This is a genomic window from Microbacterium aoyamense (assembly GCF_023155855.1).
GTDB classification, from domain to species: domain Bacteria; phylum Actinomycetota; class Actinomycetes; order Actinomycetales; family Microbacteriaceae; genus Microbacterium; species Microbacterium aoyamense.
Map to the genome: position 1 here is coordinate 21,353 of NZ_JAKNUT010000007.1, position 16,277 is coordinate 37,629.

At 67.5% G+C, this 16,277-nt stretch carries 13 protein-coding genes; 9 read left to right on the forward strand and 4 right to left on the reverse strand.

Annotated features, from left to right (window positions below; all coding sequences use genetic code 11):
- The first annotated feature begins 39 nt into the window (after window positions 1-39).
- Genes MA876_RS16205 through MA876_RS16230 form a run of 6 tightly spaced genes read left to right on the forward strand, consistent with a single transcriptional unit; the run spans window position 40 to window position 5,778 of the window.
- Window positions 40-1,473, forward strand: coding sequence for a sugar ABC transporter ATP-binding protein (locus MA876_RS16205; RefSeq protein WP_248151913.1), 1,434 nt, complete (start codon window positions 40-42; stop codon window positions 1,471-1,473).
- Window positions 1,470-2,492: an ABC transporter permease gene (locus MA876_RS16210; RefSeq protein ID WP_248151915.1), complete on the forward strand. Its 1,023-nt coding sequence runs from the start codon at window positions 1,470-1,472 to the stop codon at window positions 2,490-2,492. Before MA876_RS16205 ends, MA876_RS16210 begins: the two co-directional genes overlap by 4 nt.
- Complete coding sequence (locus MA876_RS16215) at window positions 2,489-3,397, forward strand: NAD-dependent epimerase/dehydratase family protein (RefSeq protein ID WP_248151918.1); 909 nt, start codon at window positions 2,489-2,491, stop codon at window positions 3,395-3,397. Before MA876_RS16210 ends, MA876_RS16215 begins: the two co-directional genes overlap by 4 nt.
- Complete coding sequence (locus tag MA876_RS16220; RefSeq protein WP_275563290.1) at window positions 3,394-4,302, forward strand: NAD(P)-dependent oxidoreductase; 909 nt, start codon at window positions 3,394-3,396, stop codon at window positions 4,300-4,302. The genes MA876_RS16215 and MA876_RS16220 overlap by 4 nt, the downstream gene beginning before the upstream one ends.
- Window positions 4,295-5,215 (forward strand): amidohydrolase family protein, encoded by a 921-nt coding sequence (locus MA876_RS16225; protein WP_248151924.1) that lies wholly within the window; start codon window positions 4,295-4,297, stop codon window positions 5,213-5,215. The genes MA876_RS16220 and MA876_RS16225 overlap by 8 nt, the downstream gene beginning before the upstream one ends.
- Window positions 5,216-5,244: 29 nt before the next feature.
- Window positions 5,245-5,778, forward strand: a complete 534-nt coding sequence (locus MA876_RS16230; RefSeq protein WP_248152527.1) for a gluconokinase — start codon at window positions 5,245-5,247, stop codon at window positions 5,776-5,778.
- A gap of 9 nt (window positions 5,779-5,787) precedes the next feature.
- Here MA876_RS16230 and cydC read toward each other — a convergent pair whose 3' ends face one another.
- From cydC to MA876_RS16250, 4 genes are read right to left on the reverse strand one after another with little or no spacing between them, the layout of a single operon-like run.
- A complete protein-coding gene (gene cydC / locus MA876_RS16235; RefSeq protein WP_248151926.1) occupies window positions 5,788-7,455 on the reverse strand; it encodes a thiol reductant ABC exporter subunit CydC in 1,668 nt (555 codons plus the stop codon).
- The gene (cydD, locus tag MA876_RS16240) at window positions 7,452-9,137 is read right to left on the reverse strand and encodes a thiol reductant ABC exporter subunit CydD (protein WP_248151928.1); all 1,686 of its coding nucleotides are present in this window, start codon (window positions 9,135-9,137) and stop codon (window positions 7,452-7,454) included. Before cydD ends, cydC begins: the two co-directional genes overlap by 4 nt.
- Window positions 9,138-9,175: 38 nt before the next feature.
- Window positions 9,176-10,210: a cytochrome d ubiquinol oxidase subunit II gene (gene cydB, locus MA876_RS16245; protein ID WP_248151931.1), complete on the reverse strand. Its 1,035-nt coding sequence runs from the start codon at window positions 10,208-10,210 to the stop codon at window positions 9,176-9,178.
- A 9-nt stretch (window positions 10,211-10,219) separates the two neighbouring features.
- On the reverse strand, window positions 10,220-11,665 hold the full coding sequence (locus MA876_RS16250) for a cytochrome ubiquinol oxidase subunit I (RefSeq protein WP_248151932.1): 1,446 nt from the start codon (window positions 11,663-11,665) through the stop codon (window positions 10,220-10,222).
- 262 nt (window positions 11,666-11,927) lie between these two features.
- Here MA876_RS16250 and moaA point away from each other — a divergent pair, with 262 nt between their 5' ends.
- The 3 genes from moaA to MA876_RS16265 all read left to right on the forward strand — a co-directional run bounded on the left by moaA (window position 11,928) and on the right by MA876_RS16265 (window position 16,275).
- Window positions 11,928-12,956 carry a GTP 3',8-cyclase MoaA gene (gene moaA / locus MA876_RS16255; RefSeq protein ID WP_248152530.1) on the forward strand — a complete coding sequence of 343 codons (1,029 nt, stop codon included), beginning with the start codon at window positions 11,928-11,930 and terminating at the stop codon, window positions 12,954-12,956.
- Between the two features lie 65 nt (window positions 12,957-13,021).
- Window positions 13,022-13,900: a formate dehydrogenase accessory sulfurtransferase FdhD gene (fdhD, locus tag MA876_RS16260; RefSeq protein WP_248151934.1), complete on the forward strand. Its 879-nt coding sequence runs from the start codon at window positions 13,022-13,024 to the stop codon at window positions 13,898-13,900.
- On the forward strand, window positions 13,897-16,275 hold the full coding sequence (locus tag MA876_RS16265; protein WP_248151939.1) for an FdhF/YdeP family oxidoreductase: 2,379 nt from the start codon (window positions 13,897-13,899) through the stop codon (window positions 16,273-16,275). The genes fdhD and MA876_RS16265 overlap by 4 nt, the downstream gene beginning before the upstream one ends.
- Window positions 16,276-16,277 lie beyond the last annotated feature (2 nt).

The window sequence follows — 16,277 nt, forward strand, 5'->3', positions numbered from 1 at the left end:
ATCGCGAAGAGCTTTCCCGGAGTTCGGGCGCTCGATGGCGTGACGTTCGACGTCAACGCCGGCGAGATCTGCACGATCGCGGGCGAGAACGGGGCGGGAAAGAGCACACTGCTCGCCATCCTTGGCGGGTCGCTGACTCCCGACCGCGGTTCGATCACCATCGACGGCGTCCGGCGCGAGGAATACTCCCCGCGCCGGGCGCTGGCGGACGGAATCGTCATCGCCCAGCAGGAGCCCGCGGTCGTTCCGCAACTGACCGTCGCCCAGAACGTGACGATCGGGAAGTCCCGCGCCCAGCGCAAGCAGGTCCCGGGGGCGGTAGACGGCGTCATCGCCGACATGAATCGAATGGGCTTCGAGACGACGCCGTCGACCCCTGTCTCGAAGCTCAGCCCGGCGGAGCGCCAGGCGCTCACCATCGCCCGCGCGTTCGCCTTCGGCGCGAAGGTGATCGCGCTCGACGAGCCGACCACGAGCATGCTCGAGCACAACGCGGCCCAGGTGCTCGAACGGGTACGCGAGATCGTGCAGGAGCGCGGTGTCGCAGTTCTGTTCGTCTCCCACAAGATGCCCGAAGTGATGCGGGTCTCGGACAGCGTTGTCGTGCTGCGGGACGGTAAGAACGCGTACCGAGCTGAGATCGCGCAGACATCCGAGCAAGAAATCGTCCAGAAGATGGTGGGTCGCGAACTGCTCGGATTCACTCGGGAACATCCGATGAAGCCCGACGCGGCTGTGCGATTCGAAGCGACAGACGTGCGGCACCCGAAGCACCCTGCTCCCTTGCGGCTCGCAGTTCGCGCAGGTGAAGTAGTCGGCATCGCCGGACTGGTCGGCTCCGGCCGTACGGAGCTTCTCCGCGCGATTGTCCGCGCGGACCACGGCAGCACCGGGCACATCGCAATCGACGGCAAGCCGTTCCGCGTCGTCGATCCGCACACCAGTCGCAGCGCCGGCATCGCGTTCATCCCAGAAGAGCGCAAGCGGCAGGGCCTCGTCCTGCAGATCCCCGCGTACGCGAACATCGCGATGACCGCGGACCATCAGTTCAACACGGTGGGTCCGGTCGTCAGCAAGAAGCGCGAAATCGACACGGCGACGATTCAGACGCAGGGCATGTCGCTGCGACCTGCGAACGTCCGCCTCAACGCGCGACAGTTCTCGGGTGGGAACCAACAGAAGCTCGTCATCGCCAAGTGGACCTGGCGTGGTGCCAGCGTGTACTTGTTCGACGAGCCCACCAAGGGCGTCGACGTCGGCGGCCGAGTCGAGATCTACCGGCTCATCGACCGACTCGCTTCGGAGGGCCACTCCATCGTCGTGGTCTCGTCCGATCTGCCAGAAGTCATCTCTCTCAGCGACCGGGTGCTCGTCATGCGCGCCGGACGCTTCGTCGGCTCCTTCGAGGGAGACGACATCAACGAACAGACCCTTGTAGCAAGCGCTATGGGCGTCGCGGAAGGACAGAAATGAGCACGCCCACCCGCAGTCCGCGTCGACTGCGCGTCAACGTCCAAACGCTCGGCATCTTCGGTGCCGCAGCGATCATCTTCATCATCTTCGGCATCCTCAGCCCATCGTTTCTGACGATCGGCAACCTGCGCGACATCGCTGTCGCCGCCAGCATCAACGCGATCATCGGACTCGGCGTCACGTTCGTCATCATCACTGGGGGAATCGACTTGTCCGTCGGGTCGATCGCCAGCCTCGTAGGCATCGTCGCCGCGACCTTCATGGTCTCGGGCGGCGTCGCCCCGATTCTCGCGCTCCTCATCGGGATCGTGGTCGGCCTCGCGTGCGGCGCGGCCAACGGACTGCTCATCACCAGGCTGAAACTCCCGCCGTTCATCGCAACACTGGGAACCATGAGCGTCTTTCAGGGGCTCGCCTACGTCACCACTGACGGCAAGCCGGTCTACAACATCCCGCCGGAGTTCGTACTCCTGCTGAACAGCTACGTCGGCGGCATCCCGGTGATGGTCATCATCGTCGCGGTAGTAGGCGTGCTGTGCTGGCTGCTCCTCCGGCGCACCGTGTTCGGCGAGAACGTCATCGCTGTCGGCGGCAGCGAGGAGACTGCCTGGCTCTCGGGCATCCGCGTCAACCGGGTCAAGGTGGCGGTGTACGCCCTCTCCGGTGGTCTCGCTGGACTTGCCGGTCTCATCCTCGTCGCCAGAATCAACGCCGCCCAAACCGAAGGGGGGAGTCCCTACCTCCTGACCGCTATCGCGGCGGCTGTCATCGGCGGCGCCAACCTCATGGGTGGTGAAGGACGCATCGCCGGAACCCTCGTCGGTGCACTTATTCTCGGTGCTCTCACGAACGGCCTCGTACTGCTCAACGTCCCGAGCTTCTACGAGCAGATCGTGACGGGGCTCGTTGTGATCATCGCGGTGGCCCTCGACCAGAGTGCAAAGGATTGGCCGATGCTCAAGCGCGGCAAGTCGAAGGACGATGTCGCAGCGACTCCGGTCCAGGAGCTGGCTGGGTGATTGGAGACGTTGCTGGCGCTCGCATCGTCGTCACCGGTGGGGCGGGCCTCATCGGCCGGCCCACCGTCGAGTTGCTCCGCCAGAAACGGGCGAAGGTCGTCGTATTCGACCGCATAGCGTCGGCTGTGTCCGGGGTGGAGTCCGTCGTCGGCGACCTCAGAGACGACCGAGCGGTCGGCGACGTCATGGCGAACGCCGACGCAGTTGTGCACCTCGGCGGAATCCCTGGACCGAACCTCGAGGACGACGTCACCACCTACGAGGTGAATGCGGTCGGCACCTATTCGGTCTTCTCGGCCGCGGCCAGAAGCGGAGTCCAGAAGGTCGTCTACGCCTCAAGCATCAACGTCAACGGGCTGCCGATCGGCAAACGTCGCGCGCCCACGCGAATTCCGTATGACGAGACGGAACCAGTATCGATCGCTGACACCTACTCACTCTCCAAGGAAGCCAACGAATACGCGGCGCGGATGGCAGCGACCGCGTGGGGATTGCAGCTCACAGGACTGCGATTCCCCCTCGTCCGCGATCTCACGGCCGGCAACGGCGCCGCCTTCGCCGACCACGTGCGTACGGCACTCAGACTGGATCCCCTGCGACAGGCCTACGAGGGGTGGAGCTACCTCCACGCGGGAGACGCGGCGCAAGCCGTCCTCTGCGCACTCCGAGAGGAGACGCCCCCTGCACCCGGAATCCTCGTCGCTGCATCGCAGACCTATCTCATCGAGGAGACCCGAGAAGCAGCCGCAATGGTCATCCCGGACGTCCCTATCGGGGATCTGTGCGGTCGGGACGTCGGCCTGAATCTCGAGCGGTCCAGTTCCCTCCTCAAGTTCCAGGCACAGCTGCTTCTCGAGGATCTGGGACTCGACCTGCTTGCCTCAGTGCAGGAGGGGAGAAGATGAGTTCCGTTGTCGCCGAACCAGTCTCCATTTGTGGACTCGGGCCGATGGGTGGGCCCATCGCGGGGAGGCTGCTCGACGCTGGATCCCACCTGACCGTCTGGAATCGCACGCCGTCCCGCACTGACCCCTTCGTCGCGCGCGGCGCTTCCTTTGCGCTCACCCCCTCCGACGCCGCACTACCCATCGTCCTCACCGTCCTTCCCGATCTCCCTCAGGTCGAGGGAATTCTCGCCGGGGACGATGGGCTGCTCGCCGGCTGGGCGGCCAGGGGTGTGTCACATCCTGTGCTCGTCGTCCACGGCACGACCTCACCCGTGGATACCGCAGCATTCGCACGCACTATGGAGCGCGAGCACGGCGTCTCGGTCGTGGACGCACCGTTGAGCGGGGGCACGATCGGCGCAGCCGCTGGCACGCTGAGCATCATGGTGGGCGGAGACCCCATGATTGCGAGGCACGCCGAACCCATCTTCCGCCTCTATGGACGCGTGATCAGATACTTCGGGCCGGCCGGGAGCGGAGCACTGGCCAAAGCATGCAACCAGATCGTGGTCGCGTCGACGGTCGCGGCCATATCCGAGGCACTCAGCCTGGCCGCGCGCGCAGGGCTCGAGAAGTCAACCGTCATCGAGATCCTCGAAGGCGGTCTCGCCGCGTCCGAGGTGCTTCGGCAGAAGAAGTCGAAATGGCTCAGCGCGGACTACACCGAGGGGGGCAGCGCCGCCAATCAGCTCAAGGATCTGCGGTTCGTCGAGGAAGCTGCTCGCGAGCTTTCCATCGACCTGCCGGTCTCGACCGCCGTGATGAGCTTGTTCGCCGAAATGGTCGCCGCCGGCGAGGGCGAGCTCGATCACACGGGCGTAATCCGTGTCGTGGAACGACGAGCGGAGCTCAACGATGAGTGAATCGATCATCGACGTTCCGATCGTCGACGCGCATCATCACCTCGCACGTCTCGATCTCGGATATCCGTGGCTCGCGCCGGACGCCCCCATCGACCGCTACCACGGCGATGATCGCGATCTGCGAAGGAACTACCTCGTCAGCGACTACCTCGCCGATGTCGCCGACCTTCCGGTCATCGCATCGGTCCACGTCGAGAACGGCGCAGCTGACCCGGTCGCTGAAGCGCGGTGGATCGGCGAGGTCATTGCTGAAAGCGCGCCGATCCCCGCCGTGCACGTATGTCGTGCCGACCTGACTCAACCCGACGTAAGCGTTCAGCTGGAGACCCTGGCGTCGATGCAGCATGTGCGCGGTGTGCGCCAGATTCTCAACTGGCATCAAGATCCTCGTAAGAGCCATACACCGCGACCGGGGATGATCGACGAGCCGCAATGGCGCTCCGGGTTCGCGCAGCTCGCGACCCTGGGGCTTTCATTCGACCTTCAGGTGTTCGCCGATCAACTCACCTCCGCTGCTGCGCTCGCCGCCGACCATCCCACGACGCAGATCGTGCTCGATCACATCGGTATGCCCTTGTCGCGGGAGCCGGAGTATCTGCACGAGTGGGCGGCATCTCTCCGACTCCTCGCCGAGCGCCCCAACGTCGTCGTGAAGGTCTCAGCCATCGGTACGACAGACCACTTCTGGACACCGGAGAGCATTGCTCCACTCATCCATCAGACGATCGATGCGTTCGGGCCCGACCGCGTCATGTTCGGGAGCAACTTCCCTGTTGACGGAATGTACTCCAGCATGACTGCGCTCTATGGCGCGTTCGCCGGCATCACTCGCGGATACTCGCGCATGGAGCGAGCGGAGATGTTCGCGGGCACCGCGATCCGCGCCTACCGATTGGACGTGTCCCACACATGAATCGGGGCCAAACCCCTCGCGTGGTGGTCATGGGCGTTTCCGCGGTCGGCAAGTCGACTATCGGCCTCGCACTCGCTCATCACTACGGCGTCCGCTTCATCGATGGTGACGACCTCCATTCTGCTCGGTCCGTCGCCAAGATGGCCGGCGGAATCGCGCTTGAGGAGGCCGATCGGCTCCCTTGGCTCCGCGAGTGCGGGAAAACTCTGGCCAGAGCAGATGATGGCGCCGTGCTCGCCTGCTCCGCTCTGCGGCGCCACTACCGCGCGATCATCGCGCAGGAAGCGCCAGACGCTGTCTTCGTCCATCTGGACGCTGACATGGACCGAGTCGTCGTTCGAGCTCAAAGCAGAAGCAACCACTTCATGCCGAGTTCACTTCTGGCGTCGCAGTACGCGCTGCTCGAGGCGCTTGAAGATGACGAGCGAGGCGTCCGTATCGATGCTGATCAGGACGTCGACGTCATCATCGCCGATGCGATTGGTCACCTCCACAACCAGGTCCACTTGACCAGCGCGCCATCATCCACCGGAGGAAGTTCCGTTGAGGCGGACTCGCCGTGACGAGCAGCGCTAGACGATCCGCCCGCGCTCGATGCGCATGGTGCGGTCGATGAGCCCGTCCGGCACGGCGACGTGAGAGATGAGCACGACCGCCTGATCGGGTGAGATCGCCGACAGAAGGTCGGTGAGCAGGGCGTCGGATGCCTCGGGGTCCACGCCCGCCGTCGGTTCGTCGAGCACGAGCACAGGGAAGCCGCGCAGGAGCGCCCGCGCGAGGGCGATGCGCTGCGCCTGCCCGCCCGAGACGAGAGCTCCGCGCTCGCCGACGCGCGCTCCGAGCCCGCCGCGCTCGCGCAGCCAGGGGCCGAGGCCGACGCGCTCGAGAGTCGCCTCGAGCTCGGCGTCGGACGCATCGTCGCGGGCGAAGAGGAGGTTCTGGCGGATGTCCTCGTCGAAGAGCATGGGCCGCTGCTCGCACAGGCCGATCGTGCGCCGCACGTCGTCGCCCGCGAGAGAGTGCGCCGATGCGGAGCCGATGGCATATTCGCCCTTCGTCTCGAGGAACCGCACGAGAGCGTGCGCGAGGGTCGACTTGCCCGCGCCGCTCGAACCGACGACGAGCAGGCGCTCTCCGGGGCCGACGTGCAGGTCGACATCGTGCAGCGCAGGCGCCGCCGCACCCGGCCAGCGCACCGAGGCGCCCGACAGCCGCACGCCGTCGCCCAGAGCGGGGCCTTCGCCGGTGGGCGCGATCCTCTCGTCCACGAGACCGTCGGGAAGATCTGCGGGGACGGATGCCGCGACGCGCGCGGCCGACGAGCGCACCTGACGCCACGCCGATGCCGCGAGGGGCACCGACGCGAAGACCTCGAAGACCGCCATCGGCACGAGCACGGCGATCGCCAGTGTCGGTCCGGCCAGATCGGCCGGCGCCGACACCAGGACGGCGGCGATCGAGGCCGCTCCGGCGAGGAGCGAGACGACGGCGGCGGTGCCGGCCTGTGCATACGTGCGGCGCACGACCGCTCGGTGCAGGTCGGCGTCCGCCCGCTCGATGCGCGCGAGGCTCTCGTGCTCGGCGCCGTACGCGAGGAGGACGTCGAGACTCCCCAGGTGATCGAGCACCGCGTCGGCGAGACGAGCGCGCAGGGGAGCGATGGCGCGCTCGGCGCGCCCGCCCGCGATCCATCCCCATGCCGTGGCGACGACGCCGGCGCCGATCAGGCAGGCGAGGAGAGTGAGGGATGCCGGCCACCACACGAATGCGAGGAACACGACCGCCGCGACCGCGACGGCCGCCGACGAGACGAGCGGCTGTACGACGCGGAGGGGCAGGTTCTGCAGTTCGTCCACATCGTCGACGAGCGCGCCGAGCACGGACCCGCGCCGCGTGCGCGCGAGACCGTCGGGCGCGAGCGGCACGAGCCGCCGCACCAGGTTCGCTCGCGTGGTCGCGAGTTGGCGGAGCGCCGCGTCGTGACCCGCGAGACGCTCGAGGTACCGGAACACCGCTCGCGAGAGCGCGAAGAAACGCACTCCGACGACCGCGAACGACAGGTAGAGCACGGGCGGCATCTCGCTCGCCCGCACGATGAGCCACGCGCTCGTCGCGAGGAGCGCGACGGCGGAGGCCTCGGACGCGAACCCGGCCGCGAGGGCCGGCCACAGTCGCTTGGCTGGGGGCAGCGCGCCGCGCAGAACCGCGGCGGTCGAGGCATCCATCCGCCCGGCGGTCATGCGACCACCTCGCTCGGCTCCAGCCGGACGACCGTGTCGGCGATGTCGCGCGCGGTCGCGCGGTGCGAGATGAGCAGCACCGTGGCGCCGTCGTCGGCGAGGGAACGGATGCCGCGCCACAGCCTGGCCTCGGTCTCGCGGTCGAGGGCCGAGCTGGGCTCGTCCAGTGCGACGACCTGTGCATGCCCGCGCTGTCGCCGGTAGAACGCCCGCGCCACCGCGACGCGCTGCGCTTGGCCCCCCGAGAGGCCGGCACCCTGCACCCCGAGCTCGAGGTCGGGCGCGAGGTCATCGGCGCAGGCGAGCGCGAGCGCTCGCCTGACGACAGCCGGGTCGGGCGCAGCGTCGCCGAGCGTCACGTTCGACGCGATCGTGCCCGCGACGAGACCGGGCTGCTGCCCCGCCCACGCGAGCCAGCGCGCGGGCGCGAGATCACGCACGGAGGCTCCCGCGTAGGCGGCGGTGCCCTCGAAGGGTGCCGCGCCGCGGAGCGCGGCGAACACGCTCGACTTGCCCGAGCCGCTCGGCCCCTCGATGAGCGTCACGGTGCGGGGGGATGCGACGAGTGTGACGGGCGGGAGGTGTCGCTCGCCGCGCTGCACACGGAGGTCGCGCAGCACGAGGGTCGGATCGTCGCGCCGTGACTCGTGCGCGGGGCTCGCTCGCTCGAGGAGCGGGGAAACGGGGCGCGCGGCCGCGGCATCCAGCACATCGAAGACGTCGTCCGTCGCGGCGATGCCCTCGGCCGCCGCATGGAATTGCACGCCCACCTGCCGCAGCGGCAGGTACGCCTCGGGCGCGAGCAGCAGCACGAACAGGCCGACGGCGAGAGCGAGCGAGCCGTCGATCAGCCGGAACCCGATCGACACCGCGATGATCGCGACCGAGATGCTCGCGAGGAACTCCAGTGCGAACCCCGACAGGAACGAGATGCGCAGCACTTTCATCGTCTCGCGTCGGTAGTCCTGCGTGACGCGTTCGATGGATGCCGCGGCCCGATGCTCGCGACCGAACACCTTCAGCGTCGACAGGCCCTGCACCGTGTCGGCGAAGCGCGCCGCGAGGTGCTGCAGGGTCTTCCACTGCTTCTGCTGCACGGCGCGCGTCGCGAGTCCGATGAGGACCATGAAGATCGGGATGAGGGGGATCGTCAGGACGACGGTGAGCCCCGAGATCCAGTCCTGCCACCACATGACCGCCACGATGAGCGGTGTCGCGACCACGGTCTGCACGAGCTGCGGCAGGTAGCGGCCGAAGTACGCCTCGAGCGCGTCGAGACCGCGCCCGGCCGTGACGGCCAGTGCCGCGGAGTTGCGGGTCGCGAGCCAGTCCGGCCCGAGCTCTCCTACGGCACGGGTCAGTGCGAGCCGCAGCTGCGTCTGCACGCGGGCGGCACCGCGGGCAGCGACCGCATCGCGCGCCCACAACAGGATCGCCCGGATCACGATCACGACGGCCAGGGCGCCGAGGGTCGTCACGAGCTCGGGCCACGGCATCCCCTCGATCGCTCCCACGATCGCGCGCGTGAGCAGCCACGCGAACGCGATGATGACGGCGGTCTGCAGGACGGCGATCGCACCGATCGCGATGAAGAAGCCACGTGAGGCGGCGGCGTAGGTCAGCAGCCGTGGATCGACGGGTCGTGCGCTCGTGCGCGGCGGCGCGGCATCCGTCTCAGTCATGACTCTTCGACCCTATCGAGCACGGATCGGCGGTGAGCTCAGTGGGCGACGGCAGCCGCCTTCTCGATGCGCGTGCGCGAGACGCGCTTGCGGAAGACCCAGTACGTCCAGCCCTGGTAGAGCAGCACGAGCGGCAGGAAGACGAGCGCAGCCCACGACATGATCGTGAGAGTGTAGTCGGTGCTCGACGCGTTCTCGATCGTCAGGCTGTTCGTCGCCGGGTCGACCGTCGACGGCATGACGTACGGGAACAGCGCGAGCCACAGGGTCAGGACCGCGAACACGATCGTGATCGCTCCCGCCGTGAACGCCCACCCCTCGGAGCGGCGAAGGTTGAACAGGAACGACACGATCAGGAACACCGCTGCGACGGCGCCGCACGCGATCACGGCCCACAGGAGCGGGGCCTCGCGGCCGGCCGCGATCGCGATCGTCCACACGACGCAGCCGGCGGCGAAGATCACCGCGGGGATGAACAGGCGCAGGGCGAGCTTTCGGGCATCCTCCATCACCTGTCCGTCGGTCTTGAGCGCGATGAAGTACACGCCGTGCAGCCAGAAGAGCAGGAGCGTCGTGACGCCGACCCACAGGCCGTACGGGTTGAGAAGCGTCAGCAACGAGCCGGTGAACTCGTGGTCGGCGTCGAGGGGGACGCCCTGCACGATGTTGCCGACCGCGACGCCCCACAGGAGCGCGGGGACCGCGGAGCCGATCACGATCATGCGGTCGAAGTTGCGGCGCCATCGCACACTGTCGCGCTGGTGGCGGTATTCGAATGAGACGCCGCGCATGATGAGCGCGAGCAGGATCAGCAGCAGTGCGAGGTAGAACCCGCTGAAGAGCGTCGCGTACCACTCCGGGAAGGCGGCGAACAGGCACGCGCCGGCGACGATGACCCACGTCTCGTTGAGGTCCCACACGGGGCCGATCGTGTTGATGATCTGGCGGCGCGAGATGTCGTCCTTGCCGAGGAACGGGAGGGACATCCCGACGCCGAAGTCGAAGCCGTCGAGCACGAAGTAGCCGACGAACAGCACTCCGACGATGAAGAACCAGAGGTATGCGAGATCCATGGCGCTCTCCTAGTAGACCGTCGTGGGAGTGTCTTCGACCGAGGTCGGCGCGGCGCCCGGTGATCCCGGCTCAGGCAGCGGATCAGGCCCCTTCTTGGCCGTCTTCATGATCAGCCCGAACTCGACGACCGCGAGGATCAGGTAGATCAGCGTGAAGGCCACGAGCGACAGCAGCACGTTCCAGCCCGGCACACTCGGTGAGACGCCGTCCTCCGTCAGCATGAGGCTGAAGACGATCCAGGGCTGACGGCCCATCTCGGTGAAGATCCAGCCGACGAGGATGCCGAAGAGGGCGAGGGGGGCCGACCAGACGGCGACGCGCCACATCCACATCGCCGGCGGCTTCTTCGCCTTCGCGCGGGTGACCCACAGGCCCACGACGGCGACCGCGGTGGCGAGGAAGCCGAAGCCCATCATCCAGCGGAAGGACCAGTACGTGATCCACAGGATCGGCGCGAAGTTGCCGTCGACCTGGTCTGCGAACTGCGGGAACACCTCGTTGGTGTACTCGGCATTGAGGTCGCGGATGCCCTCGACGCATCCGTCGAGCGTGTGGGTCGACAGGAACGCCAGCAGATACGGCACGCGGATCGAGAAGAGCTCGGTATGCCCGTCGGGTGTTCCGAGCGTGAAGATCGAGAAGGATGCCTGGGCCCCGCACGCGGTATCGAAGAGCGCTTCGGCGGCGGCCATCTTCATCGGCTGCGTCGAGACCATCACGAGGCCGAGCTGGTCGCCCGAGAGTGCCGTCCCGGCGAAGGCGCCGATCATGAGCCAGCCGCCGTACTTGAGGGTCGGGCGCATGAGCTCCTGGTTCTGGTGGCGCATGAGGTGCCATGCCGCGATCGAGATGATGACGCCCGCCGTGAACATGAGAGACGCGAAGATCGTGTGCGGGAAGGCGGCGAGCGCCACGGGATTGAACAGCACCTTGAAGAAGTCCGTCATCTCGGCGCGGCCGCCGTCTTCGGCCATCTTGTAGCCGACGGGGTTCTGCATGAAGGCGTTGGCGGCGAGGATGAAGTAGGCCGAGAGCCAGGCGCCGAGCGTCGCGATCCAGATGGTCGCGAGGTGCAGCTTCCGCGGGAGCTTGTCCCACCCGAAGATCCACAGGCCGATGAAGGTGGCTTCGAAGAAGAAGGCCATGAGGCCCTCGAAGGCGAGCGGGGCGCCGAACACGTCGCCGACGAACCGCGAGTACGACGACCAGTTCATGCCGAACTGGAACTCCTGCACGATGCCGGTGACGACGCCCATGGCGAAGTTGATCAGGAAGATCTTGCCGAAGAAGCGGGTGAGGTGCAGCCACTTGAGGTGCCCCGTGCGCACCCACGCCGTCTGGAAGATCGCGACCGTCAGCGCCATGCCGAGTGTGAGCGGCACGAAGATGAAGTGGTACAGCGTCGTCAGGCCGAACTGCCATCGCGCCAGGAGGAGAGGGTCGAGCAGATCCACGCGGTTCTCCGATCGGTTCAGGCGACGCTTGTGGTCTGACCACACGCTAGCATGTGGTCAGACCATAGGATTCGCAGCGGTCCGCATTGGTCGATACGGTACACAGGGTTCTCCCAGGTGAGGCAAGCCTCTCCGCCGTGAAAAACGCCGAATGGGCGCAGATCGGACGGTCCGATCGCCGTGACGCTCGGGGGAGCGATTACCCTCGGGATATGGACGGGGCGACTTCGTGACGGCGGTGCCGGTCGCGATCGGGGTCCGGATGCCGAATCCCGCCGCAGCCGTGGAGTCCGGCGGCCCGCTCGTCGACACGCACGGCCGCGTCCACCGCGACCTGCGCATCTCGCTCACCGACCGCTGCTCGCTGCGGTGCACGTACTGCATGCCCGAGCAGGGCAACGAGTGGCTGGCGCGCTCGAGCATCCTCTCGACCGACGAGATCGTCCGGATCGCCGGGGTCGCGGCGGCGGCCGGCATCACGACCTTCCGGCTCACGGGCGGCGAGCCCCTGCTGCGCACCGACATCGTCGACGTCGTCCGTCGGCTCGCTCGCATCCGCACGGCGGATGGCGAGCCCGTGCAGATCGCGATGACGACGAACGGCATCCGCCTGCCCGAGGTTCTGCCCGACCTCGAGGCCGCCGGTCTCGCGCGGCTCAACATCTCGATCGACACGCTCGACCGAGAGCGGTTCCGCGATCTCACGCGTCGTGATCGACTCGACGACGTGCTCGACGGGATCGCGGCGGCCGCGGCATCCACTCTGCGGCCTCTCAAGCTCAACGCCGTCGCGATGCGCGACGTCAACGACGACGAGCTCGTCGACCTGGTCGAGTTCGCGATCGGGCACGGCGCGCAGTTGCGCTTCATCGAGCAGATGCCGCTCGACGCCGGGCACACGTGGGATCGCACGCAGATGGTCACACGCGAGGAGATCCTCGAGAAGCTCGGCGCACGCTGGAGCCTGACCCCTGTGCCGGGCCGTGGCGGTGCACCGGCCGAACGGTGGACGCTCGACGGCGGCCCGCACACGGTGGGCGTCATCGCGTCGGTGACGGCGCCCTTCTGCGGCGACTGCGACCGCCTGCGGCTCACCGCCGACGGGCAGCTGCGCAACTGCCTCTTCTCGACGACCGAGTACGACCTCGTCCCCGTGCTGCGCAGCGGCGGGGATGACGCGGCCGTCGCCGCCATGCTGCGCTCGTGCGTGCGCGGCAAGCTGCCGGGACACGCGATCAACGACCCGTCGTTCCTTCAGCCGGCACGCGGCATGAACGCGATCGGCGGCTGAGGACTCGGCACGAACCCGCCGCTTGCGCCGCACACGCGCGTCGACGGCGGGGTTAGCATGGCGAAATGGGGCGGATCACAGCTCGCAGACCGGTGACGCGCATCCGCGTGGGTGCCGACGGGACGGATGCCGCATCCCGCCGTCCTGACGTCCTGGCCGTCGAGGAGCCGCTCGAGATCCGCGTGGGCGGGACACCACTAGCCGTCACGATGCGCACGCCCGGCCACGACGTCGAACTCGCGGCGGGGTTCCTGGTCTCGGAGGGCGTCATCGCGCACGGCGGCGACTTCCGCTCCGCGATCCACTGCGGCGGCCCGGGCACCAACGGCGCGGGCGCCGAGAACACCTACAACGTCCTCGATGTGACGCTCGCTCCCGGTGTCGCCGCCCCCGAGCCCAACCGCAACTTCTACACGACCAGCTCGTGCGGTGTGTGCGGCAAGGCATCCATCGACGCCGTCGAGACCGTGTCGCACTATGACGTCGCCGCCGACCCCGTGAGCGTCTCGGCGCTCGCCGTCACGAGCTTCCCGGGTGAACTCCGTGCCCGCCAGGAGGTCTTCGACAAGACCGGTGGGCTGCACGCCGCGGCGCTCTTCGACGCCGAGACCGGCGACCTGCTCGTGCTGCGCGAAGACGTCGGCCGCCACAATGCCGTCGACAAGGTCGTGGGCTGGGCGGTGCTCGAAGACCGTCTGCCCCTGAGCGGCACCGTCCTGCAGGTGTCGGGCCGCGCGAGCTTCGAACTCGTGCAGAAGGCCGTCATGGCCGGCATCCCGATTCTCGCCGCGGTCTCGGCGCCGTCGTCGCTCGCGGTCGAGCTCGCAGCGTCCACCGGACTCACCCTCATCGGCTTCCTGCGCGGCGAGTCCATGAACGTCTATACGCGCCCCGAGCGCATCACCGTCCGCACTCCCGCTGCCGTGAAAGGACCACGCGCATGACCGATCTGCACCGACCCGACCCGATCAACGCGCTCGATCCGATCCATCTCTTCGACAAGCCCCTCGCCGAGGACTTCACCGACGCGGACCTCGAGGTCAAGAAGCCGATGGACTACGCCGTCGGCATCGAGGCGGTCGAGAAGGCGATGCTCCCGATGGCCGAGCACCTCGGGGTCGAGAAGACGGCGAAGCTGTCGCTCACCGTCAACCACAAGAAGGGCTTCGACTGCCCCTCGTGCGCATGGGCGAACCCCGACCACTCCAAGACGCTCGAGTTCTGCGAGAACGGCATCAAGAACATCGTGTGGGATGCCACGCCCGTCGTCATCGAGGACGCGTTCTGGGCCGAGAACAGCCTCACGAGCATGCTCGACAAGAGCGAGTACTGGCTCGGCCTGCAAGGGCGCATCACGAAGCCGATGTACAAGGCCGCGGACTCCGACCACTACGTGCCGATCTCGTGGAGCGATGCGCTCGACAAGGTCGCCGAGAAGCTGCGCGGCCTCGACAGCCCCGACGAGGCCGTCTTCTACACGTCGGGCCGCATCATGAACGAGCCCGCGTTCCTGCTGCAGCTGTTCGCGCGCGCGCTCGGCACCAACAACCTGCCCGACTGCTCGAACATGTGCCACGAGGCGACCGGATCGGGGATGACGCCCGCGATCGGCATCGGCAAGTCGAGCGTCCACTACGACGACTTCGCATGGGCGGACCTCGTCATCGTGATGGGGCAGAACCCCGGCACCAACCACCCGCGGATGCTCAACGCGCTCGAAGACACCAAGACCCGCGGCGGCAGGATCGTCGCCGTCAATACGCTGCCCGAGGCATCCCTCAAGCGCTACAAGAACCCGCAGAAGGTGTCGGGCGAGCTGGGCACGGGCGAGCAGATGGCCGACCAGTTCGTGCAGATCAAGATCGGCGGCGACCAGCACCTGCTGCAGGCCGTCGCCAAGCGGCTGTTCGAGGCCGAGGAGAAGGCGCCGGGGACGGTGCTCGATCACGACTTCATCCGCACGTACTGCAACGGCTTCGACGCGTACCGCGAGCACGTCATGGCCGTCGACGAGTCCGGCGTGCTTGCGGCGACGGGGCTGACCAGCGCCGAGATCGATGAGCTCGCCCAGCGCTACATCGACAGCAACGCCACGATCATCACGTGGGCTCTCGGCATCACGCAGCACAAGAAGGCGGTCGCGACGATCGCCGAGATCATGAACCTCCTGCTGCTGCGAGGCAACATCGGCAAGAAGGGTGCCGGCGCCTCGCCGATTCGCGGGCACAGCAACGTGCAGGGCGATCGCACGATGGGCATCTGGGAGAAGATCAGTCCCGCCTTCGCCGCCGCGATGAGCAGGCAGTTCGCCTTCGAGGTCCCCACCGAGCCCGGGCTCGACTCCGTCGACGCGATGAACGCGATGGAGGACGGCAAGGTCAAGGTCTTCATGTCGATGGCGGGCAACCTCATCGCCGCGATGAGCGACTCGGGGCGGTCCGAGGCGGGGGTGCGCGAGGTCGACCTCACGATCCAGGTCGCGACGAAGCTCAACCGCTCGCACGTCGTGACCGGCAAGGAATCGCTGCTGCTTCCGGCGACGGTGCGCGCCGAACGCGACGTGACGTCTTTCGGTCTGCAGTTCCTCACGAGCGAAGACACGGTGTGCCGCATCAACATGAGCCACGGCGAGCTCAAGCCCGTCTCGGACGACGTGCGATCGGATGTCTGGATCCTGTGCGAGCTGGGGAAGCGACTGTTCAGCGAATCGCATCCCGGCATCCCGTGGGCGGCGTTCCAAGAGGACTACGACGCCATCCGCGACGCGATCGCGCACGTCGTGCCCGGTTTCGAGGACTTCAACGCGCGTGTCAAGAAAGATCTCACCTTCGTCCTGCCGCACCCGCCGCGAGACTCGCGCACCTTCCCGACGCCGTCGGGCAGAGCGGAGTTCACGATCCAGGACGTCGAGCACGTGCAGACTCCCGAGGGCCGCCTGATGATGCAGTCCATGCGTGCGCACGACCAGCACAACACGACGATGTACTCGCTGAGCGACCGGTATCGCGGCATCCACAAGGGACGCTTCGTGCTGTTCATCCACCCCGACGACCTCGCGGCGCGAGGCCTCGCGGACGGCGACACGGTCGACATCTTCAGCGAATGGCCGGGCGAGCCCGACCGCGTGCTGCGCGGTTACCGTGCGGTGTCGTATCCGACCGTGAAGGGATGCGTCGCGGCGTACTTCCCCGAGGCCAACGCGCTCGTGCCCCGCGGTTCCGTGGCGGACATCTGCAACACACCCACGTCGAAGCAGATCGTCGTGCGGGTCGAGAAGGGCGAGCTCGCCGCGACGGGCGGGCGTCCCGTCACGATCTGATC

What these genes read in the sequence shown, in the direction of transcription:
- MA876_RS16210 (WP_248151915.1), top strand. Translation starts at nt 1,470, where the DNA reads ATGAGCACGCCCACCCGCAGTCCGCGTCGACTGCGCGTCAACGTCCAA.
- MA876_RS16220 (WP_275563290.1), top strand. Translation starts at nt 3,394, where the DNA reads ATGAGTTCCGTTGTCGCCGAACCAGTCTCCATTTGTGGACTCGGGCCG.
- MA876_RS16225 (WP_248151924.1), top strand. Translation starts at nt 4,295, where the DNA reads ATGAGTGAATCGATCATCGACGTTCCGATCGTCGACGCGCATCATCAC.
- MA876_RS16230 (WP_248152527.1), top strand. Translation starts at nt 5,245, where the DNA reads ATGGGCGTTTCCGCGGTCGGCAAGTCGACTATCGGCCTCGCACTCGCT.
- cydC (WP_248151926.1), bottom strand. Translation starts at nt 7,455, where the DNA reads ATGACCGCCGGGCGGATGGATGCCTCGACCGCCGCGGTTCTGCGCGGC.
- cydD (WP_248151928.1), bottom strand. Translation starts at nt 9,137, where the DNA reads ATGACTGAGACGGATGCCGCGCCGCCGCGCACGAGCGCACGACCCGTC.
- cydB (WP_248151931.1), bottom strand. Translation starts at nt 10,210, where the DNA reads ATGGATCTCGCATACCTCTGGTTCTTCATCGTCGGAGTGCTGTTCGTC.
- moaA (WP_248152530.1), top strand. Translation starts at nt 11,928, where the DNA reads ATGCCGAATCCCGCCGCAGCCGTGGAGTCCGGCGGCCCGCTCGTCGAC.
- fdhD (WP_248151934.1), top strand. Translation starts at nt 13,022, where the DNA reads ATGGGGCGGATCACAGCTCGCAGACCGGTGACGCGCATCCGCGTGGGT.
- MA876_RS16265 (WP_248151939.1), top strand. Translation starts at nt 13,897, where the DNA reads ATGACCGATCTGCACCGACCCGACCCGATCAACGCGCTCGATCCGATC.